This window comes from Paenibacillus xylanexedens (assembly GCF_001908275.1).
In the GTDB taxonomy this organism is placed as follows: domain Bacteria; phylum Bacillota; class Bacilli; order Paenibacillales; family Paenibacillaceae; genus Paenibacillus; species Paenibacillus xylanexedens_A.
This window is the reverse complement of record NZ_CP018620.1, coordinates 1,548,246-1,561,402: the sequence shown is the minus strand read 5'-3', so window position 1 is coordinate 1,561,402 and position 13,157 is coordinate 1,548,246. Positions and strand designations below refer to the sequence as shown.

The 13,157-nt window shown below is 48.5% G+C and carries 13 protein-coding genes; 2 read left to right on the top strand and 11 right to left on the bottom strand.

The genetic code is table 11. The features are described 5' to 3' along the window. Positions 1-292: 292 nt before the first annotated feature. The 6 genes from BS614_RS07050 to BS614_RS07025 all read right to left on the bottom strand — a co-directional run bounded on the left by BS614_RS07050 (position 293) and on the right by BS614_RS07025 (position 5,347). Positions 293-583, bottom strand: coding sequence for a hypothetical protein (locus BS614_RS07050; protein ID WP_047841418.1), 291 nt, complete (start codon positions 581-583; stop codon positions 293-295). A gap of 24 nt (positions 584-607) precedes the next feature. Beyond that, on the bottom strand, positions 608-1,471 hold the full coding sequence (locus tag BS614_RS07045) for an inositol monophosphatase family protein (RefSeq protein ID WP_425320270.1): 864 nt from the start codon (positions 1,469-1,471) through the stop codon (positions 608-610). A gap of 107 nt (positions 1,472-1,578) precedes the next feature. Continuing rightward, entirely contained in the window at positions 1,579-2,580 is a 1,002-nt protein-coding gene (gene uvsE, locus BS614_RS07040) for a UV DNA damage repair endonuclease UvsE (RefSeq protein ID WP_074093415.1), read from the bottom strand. 155 nt (positions 2,581-2,735) lie between these two features. Then, complete coding sequence (locus BS614_RS07035) at positions 2,736-3,059, bottom strand: hypothetical protein (protein ID WP_017690758.1); 324 nt, start codon at positions 3,057-3,059, stop codon at positions 2,736-2,738. 30 nt (positions 3,060-3,089) lie between these two features. Further along, positions 3,090-4,190, bottom strand: coding sequence for a D-alanine--D-alanine ligase (locus BS614_RS07030; protein ID WP_036614110.1), 1,101 nt, complete (start codon positions 4,188-4,190; stop codon positions 3,090-3,092). A 137-nt stretch (positions 4,191-4,327) separates the two neighbouring features. Continuing rightward, positions 4,328-5,347 carry an amidase domain-containing protein gene (locus BS614_RS07025; protein WP_197997991.1) on the bottom strand — a complete coding sequence of 340 codons (1,020 nt, stop codon included), beginning with the start codon at positions 5,345-5,347 and terminating at the stop codon, positions 4,328-4,330. Between the two features lie 362 nt (positions 5,348-5,709). On the opposite strand from BS614_RS07025, the gene acnA reads away from it, so the two are divergent. Further along, positions 5,710-8,424, top strand: a complete 2,715-nt coding sequence (gene acnA / locus BS614_RS07020; RefSeq protein WP_036614112.1) for an aconitate hydratase AcnA — start codon at positions 5,710-5,712, stop codon at positions 8,422-8,424. Between the two features lie 139 nt (positions 8,425-8,563). Here the strand turns inward: acnA and BS614_RS07015 are convergent, their stop codons facing one another. From BS614_RS07015 to BS614_RS06995, 5 genes are all read right to left on the bottom strand, one after another. Then, entirely contained in the window at positions 8,564-8,773 is a 210-nt protein-coding gene (locus BS614_RS07015; protein WP_074093413.1) for a hypothetical protein, read from the bottom strand. Between the two features lie 13 nt (positions 8,774-8,786). Then, the gene (locus BS614_RS07010; RefSeq protein ID WP_074093411.1) at positions 8,787-9,347 is read right to left on the bottom strand and encodes a VanZ family protein; all 561 of its coding nucleotides are present in this window, start codon (positions 9,345-9,347) and stop codon (positions 8,787-8,789) included. A 28-nt stretch (positions 9,348-9,375) separates the two neighbouring features. After that, complete coding sequence (locus BS614_RS07005; protein ID WP_074093409.1) at positions 9,376-10,239, bottom strand: M15 family metallopeptidase; 864 nt, start codon at positions 10,237-10,239, stop codon at positions 9,376-9,378. 99 nt (positions 10,240-10,338) lie between these two features. Continuing rightward, on the bottom strand, positions 10,339-11,427 hold the full coding sequence (locus BS614_RS07000) for a HAMP domain-containing sensor histidine kinase (RefSeq protein WP_074093407.1): 1,089 nt from the start codon (positions 11,425-11,427) through the stop codon (positions 10,339-10,341). Beyond that, entirely contained in the window at positions 11,420-12,115 is a 696-nt protein-coding gene (locus BS614_RS06995; RefSeq protein WP_036668222.1) for a response regulator transcription factor, read from the bottom strand. The genes BS614_RS07000 and BS614_RS06995 overlap by 8 nt, the downstream gene beginning before the upstream one ends. Before the next feature lie 84 nt (positions 12,116-12,199). On the opposite strand from BS614_RS06995, the gene BS614_RS06990 reads away from it, so the two are divergent. Further along, entirely contained in the window at positions 12,200-13,150 is a 951-nt protein-coding gene (locus tag BS614_RS06990; RefSeq protein ID WP_036614123.1) for a helix-turn-helix transcriptional regulator, read from the top strand. Positions 13,151-13,157 lie beyond the last annotated feature (7 nt).

Genomic DNA, 13,157 nt, shown 5'->3' with positions numbered 1-13,157 from the left:
CAAAATGTTTCCTTCGGAAACATACTTCGTAAGCTTCCCGCTTATTTCGGCTAAATTCCATATTCGATGCTGATGATGCCGTTAGGCATCCTTCGTAATCAAAAGCGGACTTTTTGAACAACCTCACTAATATATAGTACATTGGTCATTCCAATGACATAGGTTGGTGTTACTCTATTCTATCATTTTAAAGTAGGTGTTGTCCTCTCTACTGAGAGCACACATGAAATAACAGACTCCCTAAAGGGGAGCCTGTTACTGGTTAAGCTCAGCTATGACGTTCAGTGATTAGTTAAGATTGCGGCTTATTCGAGTCTTCAGCAATCGAATGACCCTTGTCACTCTCCGGTTTGTTCCCGGTAGCTCGCTCCAGATACCGATCATAACGATCATCCACTTCGCGTGCCATCTTCCGGTACTTTAACGTTTCCTCGACAATTGGATCACGTTCCGTCTGGATTCGCACTTCATACTTGGGAGGAATCAGCTGGCGTTCACGCTGATTGGTGTCGCCGGACTCTTCCATGTCCCCTTCCGTCAGCATATCACTGAGCCGTCGTTCCAGTTCTTTGGATTCATCCATTGTTTTCGCTCCTTATAATGAATTTCATTCCAAGCCGGTAGCCTTCGCTTCCTTCAACACATCCATCAGTGCATCATGGATTTTGCCATTGCTGGCAACGACATGGTTCACAGACAGTTGGTAAGGCGTTCCGATGGTATCCGTCACCTTGCCGCCTGATTCTTCAACCAACAGTGCACCTGCGGCAATATCCCACGGTTTCAATCCAACTTCGGTGTAGGCGCTGAGACGTCCTGCAGCAACATATGCCAGATGAAGAGCGGCAGATCCTCCTGCACGTAAGTTACGAACTTGCGGAGCAAGCGCCTGCACAGCAGCCATATTCAGTGGCAACGCAAAGGTCGTGTCTGCGGGGAATCCAACCGCAATCAGGCTCTGAGCCAGTTTTTGTTCACCAGATACAAGCATCCGGTTTCCGTGAACATATGCTCCTTTCCCTTTTTCCGCAACAAACATTTCATCACGGGAAGGGTCGTAGATCACGCCAACAATGACTTCACCATTGTGAGCCAATGCGATGGACACCGAATAAAACGGGAATCCGTGTACAAAGTTTGTCGTTCCATCCACAGGATCAACAATCCACAGGAACTCTTCTTCCTCTGCTTCTTTCAGTGCTTTTGCCGAAGCTTCAGGTCCCGGTTCGACGCCTTCTTCACCCAGAATGGCATGGTGGGGAAAATGCGTAAGAATCAGGCGGCGGATCATCTGCTCCGCTCCTTTATCCACTTCGGTCACCAGATCTTGGGGTGAATATTTGGTGCCAAGTTCAGCTACCGTCCCAAGACGGCTTTTGATCCATTCGCCAGCTTTGGAAGCTGCATTAATGGCAACGGCAGTATAGCTTTTGCTTGTCACGACATAAGGTGTCTTTTCCTTCTCATTCAAAGCGTTCACTCTACTTTCTATATCAATCTACGAAAAGTTGAAATACTTGTTAAAAGTATACGCCCCACAGGTCGTAAAGTTTCTCGTTGCCCAGGCCCCTTTTGGCACTACGGATGAATGATGACGGTAGACTCGTCCACCCACTCCACACCCTCTTCGTGATAGAATGCCAGCTTCTGCATCAGTTGCACAAGTGCCTCATCCTTGCGTTTGGCTTCAATCATCACGTCAAGCCTTGGGGTGTCTGCTGCGATATGACGCAAGAAATCGAGCACAGGCTCTACCTCCACACCATCGGCATGACCTCGCAGATCCTTCTCACTCTTTGGACTGGAGACATGGATTTTGGGTGGCAATGGCTGATCAGCCGGTGAATCCGCCTGGGCAAGCGGCGACTGCCAGGTCTTTAGAATATCAGGCCACAGATCCCATGCCTGTTCTCCTTCGTTGTTCACCCAATGGTGATGGATATCCAGTACCATGGGCAATCCCAAGCGCTGGCACACGGCAAGTGTCTCAGGCGCATTGAACGTTTTGTCATCATTTTCGAGTGTGAGCCGCTCCTGAATGTCCCGATCCAGCTTCAAAAAGTTTTCTTCAAAACGAAGCGCCGCCGAAGGCTTGTCCCCGTATGCACCACCAATATGTATATTGTTCTTGGCAGTGGCATTCAGACCCATGGCATCCAGCATCCGAACATGATGACGAAGGTCGCGAATTGAGTTGTGCAGAACTTGCTCGCGGGGGGTACTAAGTACGGTAAAATGATCCGGATGAAAGGACACACGCATATGATTTTCCTTCACAAAATCACCAATGGCCGCAAAGTCCTGCTTCAGTGCCGGGAACGGGTCCCAGTCATTCAGGTCTTCGTGTGTTGCCAGTGGAATCAATTTGGAAGAGAAGCGATATACATGAATATGGCTACCCTTGTTGTGCCTGAGCAAACGTAATGTATTGTGCAGGTTCTCGGCTGCAATCCGTTCGAGCTTGCGGATCGCCGCTTCCCTGTCATCGATTTTGTTAAAACTCGACATGGTCATGGTCCGGGAAGGCGAGGCGTTCTCTATAAGCACGGACATTGCCACGTAACCAAAGCGTACGAGCATGAATCTCTTCCTCTCTATTAGGGCGGAGAACCCGCACGGCATATTCAGCCGTCAGGATGTACCGTCACTGTATATAACCAAGTTTTACCCTAAAAGAGTGACCATAATCGTATTCTGGCAAATCAGTCCTTCCGACCCGCACTTACAGTCAACAACTACTCCTGTGCTTGCTCCCCAAAGAACATCTCATCCGCAAGGGCAGTCTGGATGCGTGATTCTTCCTCAGTCAATTTGCGGATGAGTAGCATCTCCACCTCGGTTACCTCTTGCCCCTGGAAGTTGATCTCCGCAATGGAAACCACGATCTTGACGATGGCTACAGCCACGTTATCCGGTGTGTATGCAATCACTTTCTGGCCGGTAGGGAATACCCGGAAGCCCTGTTTGACCATTTTGCCGCGTCCGTATTCAAGCAGTTCGAACAGCTCCTGCTCATTCTTGAACTTGCATACGGAATTGAATTCAGTCTGAAATCCCATGCATATCCCTCCTGATCTTGTGGTCGCAGGCTACGCCTGTACGCCGTTCTCGTAATTCAGTGCCTGCTTGCGGTTGTAACGCTCCAGTGCCAGTTCAATCATGCGATCCAGCAGTTCGGCATACGATACACCTGTCTCACGCCAAAGAAGTGGATACATGCTGTATGGTGTGAAACCAGGCATGGTGTTGACTTCATTAATAAGCAAAGCGCCGTCATTTTTCCGAATGAAGAAGTCCGCACGTGAAATACCGTTACCTTCAATCGCACGGAACGCCTGCAAAGCCGCCTCGCGAATGCGATCTGCGGCCTCTGGGTCCAGTGGAGCTGGAATCAGCATCTGTGATTGACCATCAATATACTTGGCTGCATAGTCATAATACTCACCGGAGGATACGATCTCACCTGGAACGGAAGCCATGGGCTCGTCATTACCGAGGACACTGACTTCAACTTCGCGGGCTTCAACGAACTCCTCAATGACAACCTTCGTATCATACCGAAGTGCGAACTCAACAGCTGTCTTCAGCTCATCGCGGTTACGCGCTTTGGAGATGCCCACACTGGAGCCCAGATTCGCCGGTTTGATAAAACAAGGATACCCCAGCTGATCTTCGACCTGTACGATCATTTCGTGCTCTGTCTGCTTCCATTGTGTAGCATTAAAATACGTAAAGGCACATTGGTCGATGCCAGCCTGTGCAAACAGCTTTTTCATGACCACTTTGTCCATGCCGCCAGCCGAAGCCAGTACACCTGCACCTACATATGGCATATCCGCCATCTCGAACATGCCCTGAATGGTGCCATCCTCTCCAAACGTACCATGCAGCAGAGGGAACATCACGTCAAGCGCTTCTGCTCCGCCATACAAACGGCCAAACAGGGCGTTCAGCGCATCCTGTGTTCCACCCGCCGATTGCTCCAGCTTCAGATCTTCAATCTGCGCGAACGGCGCATGCATGACAGGTCCTTTTTTCCACGTCCCCTGCTTGGAGATATAAAAAGGAACCAGTTCATACTTTTCATAATCAAATGCGTTTGTTACAGCAAACGCCGTTTGCAGCGACACCTCATGCTCGCCCGATTTTCCGCCGTACACGACGCCTACTTTTAATTTATCCATACTCATGTGTACCCTCCGATTATCTGTGCCTGATGCTGTCATGCTTGCATGCTCAGCACCCTTGTTATTCTGCTTGCATTATCTGGTCTTATTTTACACGGAACTGGATGTCTGCGTCACCGCATCCCGAAAATCTTTCGTCATCAAAACTCATCTGCAATATGAAAAAGCCGGTATACCGTCCGCTCCGTCCAAGCGTAAGAATCCCGGTAATCCCAAAAGCGGTGACGGCTGCTAACCGTATGTGCGTTAACAAGCGGCATACCGCCTGCATCAAACGCGGTCACAACGGTGCTGTGCTGAAATCGTCCATCTCCATCCCAATCGTAGAGAATAACATCGCCGAGCATCAGCTGCTCAGGACGCTCCACTTCTGTCGCGGTCAGACCCCAGCTGCTGCCTGACAAATAACGCTCCAGACTGTTGGAAACTGCCCAACTGTAACTCCACATTTCGGAGCCGTTCACATATCCTTTATACCACCAGCCGGCTTCTCTTCTACCAGTATAGTGGATGGGTGCGCCCCCTGCAAAGAGACATTGGGACACGTAATTGGTACAATCCACATCAAATTCCTCAAATGCCGGATTCCCCGCATTCCACCATCGATCTGCATAGGCAACCGCCAGATCTCTGCGATATGACTGTTGCCGTGAGCTTCTTCCTTGACCCAACACTTCCCGATTCAGCAGCGGCCGATTCATCGCCTGTACAAAATCAGCTTGTTGAAACGGACGCCCTTCCCCAGCAGGGCGACGCTCCGGCACTTCTCGCTCGACCCGTCCAATAATCCATCCACCACTCTGCCGCAGAAAGGTTAACCGCTCCCGCTCAATCCGGTCCTCCCGGTGGGTGATCCCGCTCTTCTCGTAGAACAGTCTGCTGTACAATTGTACATCCACCACCGCTTCTTCCTGGCCATCCATAAGCGTGCGCACAAGCTTGGCGCTGGTCTCGCTGCGAAGAGGCACGGCGCGCCGCTTACGATACCATTCGTCCAGCCTTGCCATACGCTCTCCCCGTTCCACCACGAAGTCAGGATCAGTAACGATCCGTTCGCTGGTCTGTGGACGGTAGTCGATCTCACAGCGATTGTACTGGTTCACGTAAGTATATAAGGCACTCTTCCATTCCCGTTCCAAGCCTATGTCCCCCTTTGGCATGAGTTCTGTCTGGAATATTTCATTGCGTATATAAACTCCTACTATTCATATGAAAGGGTCTTCGGTTGTATGTACACGGCTCAGGAGGGAGATCCGAAATTCGGCAAATACAGGTACACAAGATATCTTATTCCTGCTCGCTTCACGAAAACGCCTTCATCGGTCCAAAAGCTTGCTTGATCAGGCAAAAAGACCTTTACGTACGGAGGTGAAAACGGTATACTTAAAACTAAAGTTATGATTATGAAATTACGTTTCATCTGATGAAACTAACGAACAAGAACACGGAACGATGAAGGCCTGTTCTTCACCTAAATGAACGTTTTCTTCATCTCACCGACACATCCCAAGGAGGTACATGTATGTCAGCAAAGAATCATTTCTCCGCCGCTCGCAGTCTTGAGGTTGGAGGCAAGTCTTACCGCTACTACAGTCTCGATGCTCTTCAGGAAAACGGCCACGGCGATCTTTCCAGGCTTCCTTTCTCCATTAAAGTGTTGCTTGAAGCAGCAATTCGTCAATTCGACGGACGTGCCATCACCGAAGAACACGTAAAACAACTGACCGGCTGGGCAGATGGCCGTGACAATAACAAGGAAATTCCATTCATCCCTGCACGTATCGTTCTGCAGGATTTCACCGGTGTACCGGTTGTCGTTGACCTCGCTGCAATGCGTGATACTGTAAAAAAAGCAGGCGGCGATCCAAAACAGATCAACCCGCTCGTACCGGTCGATCTCGTTATCGACCACTCCGTTATGGTTGATGCTTTTGGTACCAACGATGCACTTGATTACAATATCAAAGTTGAGTTCGAGCGTAATGAAGAGCGTTACCGCTTCTTGCGTTGGGCGCAAACGGCATTCAACAACTTCCGTGCAGTTCCACCATCCACAGGGATCGTTCACCAGGTTAACCTGGAGTATCTGGCTTCCGTGGCAGCAACCAAAACCGTGGACGGCGAAACCGTTGTATTCCCGGATTCCCTCGTAGGTACAGACTCCCACACCACCATGATCAACGGACTTGGCGTTGTTGGTTGGGGTGTTGGTGGAATCGAGGCCGAAGCAGGTATGCTGGGCCAACCGCTTTATTTTGTAACACCAGACGTTATCGGTTTCAAACTGACAGGGAGCCTGAGCGAAGGCGCAACAGCAACGGATCTGGCACTGACCGTTACCCAATTGCTTCGTAAAAAAGGCGTTGTTGGTAAATTCGTAGAATTCTACGGTCCAGGTCTTGCCAACATCGGTCTGGCTGACCGTGCAACAGTAGCCAACATGGCACCAGAATATGGCGCAACGATCGGTTTCTTCCCTGTTGATAGTGAAACGTTGAACTATTTGCGTAACACTGGCCGTCCTGACGAGCAGGTAGAATTGGTTGAAGCTTATTACAAAGCTCAAGGCATGTTCCGTACTTCAAGCACCGTTGATCCTGAATTCACAGATGTGATTGAACTGGATCTCGGCTCTGTTGTACCAAGTCTCGCAGGACCAAAACGTCCACAGGATCGCATCGAGCTGACACAAATGAAAGAAAGCTTCAACAGCATCATTCGCACACCTGTAGATAAAGGCGGCTACGGTTTGAGCGATGAGAAAATCGAACAATCCGTACCTGTGAAGCATCCGGACGGTTCCAACAGTGAACTGAAGGCAGGCGCAGTTGTGATCGCGGCGATCACAAGTTGTACGAACACTTCGAATCCAAGTGTTATGGTTGGAGCGGGACTACTGGCGAAAAAAGCAGTTGAACGCGGCCTGACCAAACCAGGATATGTGAAAAGCAGTCTGACACCAGGTTCCCTTGTGGTTACCGAGTACCTGGAAAAAGCAGGTCTGATCACGTATCTCGACAAACTCGGATTCAACGTTGCGGGCTACGGTTGTGCAACATGTATCGGTAACTCCGGCCCACTGCCGGACGAAGTGAGCGAAGCTATTGCTGAGAACGATATGACCGTAGCGGCTGTATTGTCCGGTAACCGTAACTTCGAAGGCCGTGTACACGCACAGGTTAAAGCCAACTACCTGGCATCACCACCACTCGTTGTGGCATATGCACTTGCGGGTACCGTAAATATTGACTTTGAAACCGATCCAATCGGTTATGATACGAACAATGAGCCTGTATTCCTGAAAGACCTCTGGCCTACCTCCGAGGAAATCAAGGATACCATCGCTAGTTCCCTGAACGCTCAGATGTTCCGCAACAAGTACGAGAATGTATTTACAGCCAATGAGCGTTGGAATTCAATTTCTGTACCGGAAGGTGAACTGTACGAGTGGGATCCGAACTCCACGTACATTCAGAATCCTCCGTTCTTCCAGGAGCTTGGCGACAAGTTGAACGATATCGCAGATATCCGTTCTGCACGCGTTATGGCATTGCTTGCGGATTCCGTAACAACGGATCACATCTCGCCAGCAGGTAATATTGCACCATCCAGCCCGGCTGGACTGTACCTGAAAGAACATGGCGTAGAGCGCAAAGACTTCAACTCCTACGGTTCACGCCGTGGTAACCATGAAGTCATGATGCGTGGTACGTTTGCCAACATTCGTATTCGTAACCAGGTGGCTCCGGGTACCGAGGGCGGTATCACGAAGTACCTGCCAACGGACGAAGAAATGTCCATCTACGATGCTTCCATGAAGTATCAGGATGAAGGACAGAACCTGATCGTTATCGCTGGTAAAGAGTATGGTACAGGAAGCTCTCGTGACTGGGCGGCAAAAGGAACATTCCTGCTCGGCGTCAAAGCCGTTATCGCAGAAAGCTTCGAGCGTATTCACCGTAGTAACCTGGTCGGCATGGGCGTAATGCCATTGCAATTCCAGGAAGGTCACGGCTGGTCCAGCCTTGGTCTGAACGGACGTGAAACGTATGACATTACTGGCCTCAGCAATGATGTGAAGCCAGGACAAGAGTTGAAAGTTACCGTAACTCGTGAAGACGGTACACAGTTCGAATTCCCTGTCATCGCTCGTCTGGACAGCATGGTTGATGTGGATTACTACCATAACGGCGGTATCCTGCAAACTGTATTGCGTCAAATGATGAAAAAAGCTTAATGATATAAATCATTATTGTGATGAAGTTATACAGAAAAGCTCCCCACCACGTGCACTCAGCACGTGGTGGGGAGCTTTTTTTGCTTTTCTTTTTATAATCGGGATACATTTAAAAATCATTCCTCAGCCTAACTTCCTTCTAATGCCCAATGTGATGTGAGGCTTGATCTAACAGTTGAATCGTGCCCATGATCAGAAACAAACACGACAGAGCAATTAACGAGCCTCCGACCCATCTAGACATGATCACTCGCTCCGTAATCTGTTTTTCCGAAGCATCCGTTACCTTGTGTGGATACACGAGAAACATTAGCCCTGCGCTAATGAACAGTACAGCCATTATAATCAAGTTCTTCTCCTCCTTACACGTGACTTTCCTTAGAATTTAACTTTTTCGTCGTCACGCGGGATTCTCCTCCCACCAACACCTTTTTCAGGCCGATGACCATGGTATAAATGATATATCCAATCAAGCCGCCGAGTGTATTAAGCATCAGATCATCCACATCAAATATGCCCATGCCAGTCACTAACTGTGTCACTTCATAACCCAGACTGAGCAGCAGTGACAGCAGGAGCACCTTTACTCCGGAGAATAACTTGTTACCCGTCAACACAGGAATGAAGATGCCCAGCGGGATAAAGGCCAGTATATTGCCTACCAGATGGATTGCGGTGCCCGGACGATGTAACGACAGACTGTTCCAGTCTCGTGAGATTTCCTGAAATGGTGTCAGGTTGACGGTTCGGGTATGGACCAGATCCGGTTGTTGCAAGAACGCCATCAGTCGATCCTTCACGATGCCAAAATCGACCGGGCTTCCTTTGAACAGGATCAGCTTCGTCAGCAGATATAAATAGATAATGAAAACGGCAATCCAAAGGATGTAATGTTTGCTTTTCTTCTGGTTGTTGTGCTTCATGTTGTTTCGCCTCCTTTGTGTTGCCCTGTTATTTCTTTACGGTGACAATGACGCCATCCATGTTATCACCCGATATTTCAGTTTGGCCTTGCTCAGGTATGTAAACGGTTGTGTCTCGGGTGGCCCGATAATAACGGATATGATACTCCTCACCCTCTACTTCAACAGTAATGTTCTCTTTTTCTTTTAACAAATCAAGATACTCTTCCAGCACCAAATTATTCTTATACATGACAGCACTGTGCGGCAGCCCTACATATCGAAAGTGCCATGGTTCATACTGAATACCGGTGATGCGCACTTTATCCTTTGGGTAACGTAAAATAAATCCGTATTTCCATGCATTCTTCTCCAGCCAAGCACCCTCTGGTGCTTCATTCATGGCAGCCAAGCTTGAGCCGATATCCAGGGATAACCCAAGATTGTGCTCACTGTGTCCCGCAGGAAGCGCATAGTCTGAACCCTTTTCCCGATATAACTCGTCCTGCTTTTCAAAGTCCCTGTATCCACTGCTGACGAGAAAATATCTGACTCCCTCTTCGCCTGCTGCTTCAACCATCCTCTGAAACTCCTGCGCCACCTGTCGTGATAACATGATTTTCTGATCCAGTATTCCATATCCACGAAGCAGATCATCCTCATGTGCCACATATACAATATCGGATTTAACTCCTTCCGGGTGAACGGGGTACTGCTTATCAACTAGTAACAAGTTGCCCTTATGTACCTGATCCTGAATGCTTCCGGTGACGGATACGGTATAACCTGCGGGATTTTCAAGCGTATTCTGAATCTCTATGGGCAACTCATCCTTCTGCTGAATCCATCCCGGTGATTGCGTAACGATATATCCGATCAAAACGATACATATCAAAAAGCCCCACTTTTTCATGCTTGTTCCTCCTTTTACCTCATACATCAAGGATAGACAACACAAGTTAAAGAAAAAGCAGGGCAATTTTAAAGTTTTTCTTAAATTTGAAGTTAGACCTCATTGAAATACGGGCAAACGAACTTCGAATAACGTCCGTACCACGTCGCTCTGAGCCGAGATCGTACCGTCATGCTGCTCCACAATATTACGAGCGATAAACAGTCCAAGGCCTGTCCCACCCTCCTGAGGGGTCCTGGCACGATCTCCGGTGTAATACATATCGAAGATATGTGGCAATTCCTCTGGACGAATATGTCCACCATAGTTAATTACCTGAATGATGACCTGTTCTGCATCCCGATATCCATTAATATCTACGTACATGCCATCCTTGCCATGCCGTGCAGCGTTAATTAGCAGATTCTCGAGCACACGAGCCAGTAGCTCGCCATCACCGGAGACCGTAAGGTCAGTGTCTATTTTTAGTCGGGCGACTAGTTGGTTCTTTTCAAATACAGGATAGAGCTCTTCGTTCATCTGCTTCAGCAGTTCGCTAAGATCCAGCTGTGTCTTGTTTATAGGCAGCATGCCATAATTCATACGGGTAATTTCGAACAAATCATCAATCAGCTTCTCCAGACGCTGTGATTTGGTGAATGCAATCGACGTAAAGTGCCGTACCTGCTCCTCCGTTAGCTGATCATCCTTCATGAGCAGATCCAAATATCCAAGCACAGACGTCAGCGGTGTTCGCAGGTCATGCGCCAGATTGACAACAAGCTGGTCCTTACTATTTTCAGCAAAATCCCCTCGTTCTACCGCTTCCCTTAGCTTCTCACTTGCCAAATTCACATCCTCCGCAATCGTACCTAACTCGTCCTTCGAGGAGATCTGCACACGATGCTGAAAGTCACCGTTGGCCAAATGCCTGATCCCTGTAGAAATGTCCTTGAAATACGTCGCGTAGGGCTTGGTAAACCAGAAGAAAAATAGAATGGCGAGTGGGATAAATAAGATCAGGAAGAAATAGATATCCCCGATACTTCTCATAAAATGACGATATTCAGCGAGCTGATCTTCTGCACGGACACCCGAATAATAGGCTTGCATAATCTTGTAAATCCCATAGGTAATTGCACCAGAGGCAAGCATGCTTAACCCTAGCAACATAATCATAGTTGTACGAAAACTTCTTCGTTTAGTCATTAAACGTGTACCCCACACCCCAGATGGTTTTGATAAACTTGTTCTTGTTCACATCTTCCCCCAGCTTTTTGCGCAGGGTCCGAATGTGGACCATCACAGTATTCCCACTCTCGTAATAGGCTTCTCCCCATACCTGTTCAAAAATGCTTTCTGCACTGAACACCTGCTTGGGGTGGCTCGCGAGCAGATACAAAATGTCAAACTCCTTCGGTGTTAGTTCCACTGGTTTGCCGTAGAGTGTAACGCGATGTTGATCTGGCGTGATGATGAGCCCACCTTTCTCCAGAATGGACCTCTGCACAGGCGCAGACTGGCTGAATTGCAGCGAACGACGTAACTGGGAGTTAACCCGGGCAACAAGCTCCATCGGATTAAACGGTTTGGTCATATAATCGTCCGCACCCATCACGAGTCCCGTAATTTTGTCCATATCTGATGTTTTGGCACTCAGGAAAATGATCGGCAAATGATGCTGCTCCCGAATTTTACGGGTCACCTCATACCCGTCCATGCCAGGCATCATAATGTCCAGAATCGCCAAATCTATCGCTTGGGTCTGAACAGCTTGAACCGCCGCTTTCCCGTCAAAAGCCTTGATGGTGTGATATCCTTCTTTTTGTAAATGTAAAGCAACCAGATCAGCGATCTCAACTTCATCGTCTGCGATCAGAATCGTAATTCGCTTCATTGCTTATTCCACTCCTATGTGTGATGCTCAACAATATAACATATTTGAATCCAACAGATAAACCAATGAAAGGAATCCATACATATGAAACTGGAGCGTTTATTAGCCATCGTAGTGTTGCTAATCAATCGTGGACGGGTACAAGCCAAAGACTTGGCAGATATGTTCGAAGTATCGATCCGGACCATCTATCGGGACATCGATACACTGGGTCAAGCAGGCATCCCCGTGGTGACGTATCAGGGGGCAAGCGGCGGGATTGGCCTGGCTGAAGGCTACCGGCTGGATCGAAACGTATTAACAGACAAGGACCTCGCTTCCATCGTCACTGCACTGCGCAGTGTATCCACTTCCCATGCTAATGCTGCGCGAGAGCTTCTGGTCGAAAAACTCAGCAGTATCGTACCTGAATCCAAAAATGACGATTTTCAGGCCAATACCAATCGATTCATCGTGGATTACTCAACTTGGACGCATCCCGAAGCGCTGAAAATCAAGCTTGAACTTATCGAACAGGGTATGGATCAATTACGCCCCGTAACCTTCACCTACTGCAGTGCGGAAGGTATCCATACTCACCGAACTGCCGACCCTCATACCATCGTACTCAAGAAACATTCCTGGTACCTGTATGCTTTTTGTCACGAGCGGAATCAATTTCGCATGTTTAAGCTTGTGCGCATGCAAGATGTCACGCTTGCTAATGAGCACTTCGAGCGTAAAGTCATCAACCCGCAGGACAGACCCTGGCAACAGGAATGGAGCCGTCCGGACAATCAAGCTAGATTAACCTTGAAATTCCATGCTCGCGTCCGTCATATTGCGGAAGAATGGTTTGGGATCGAGAACGTCATGCCTGATGGGACTGGTTATTATATTAGCCAGGTTGCTTTTCCCGAGGATGGCTGGTTATATGGGTTCATTCTGGGCTTCGGCGCGGACGTTGAAGTATTGGAACCTCAGCATATTCGGGATGAAATCTGCCGTATCGCGGAGCAAATTGTACAAAATTATATACCTCCGACTCAAACCTGACAGACAG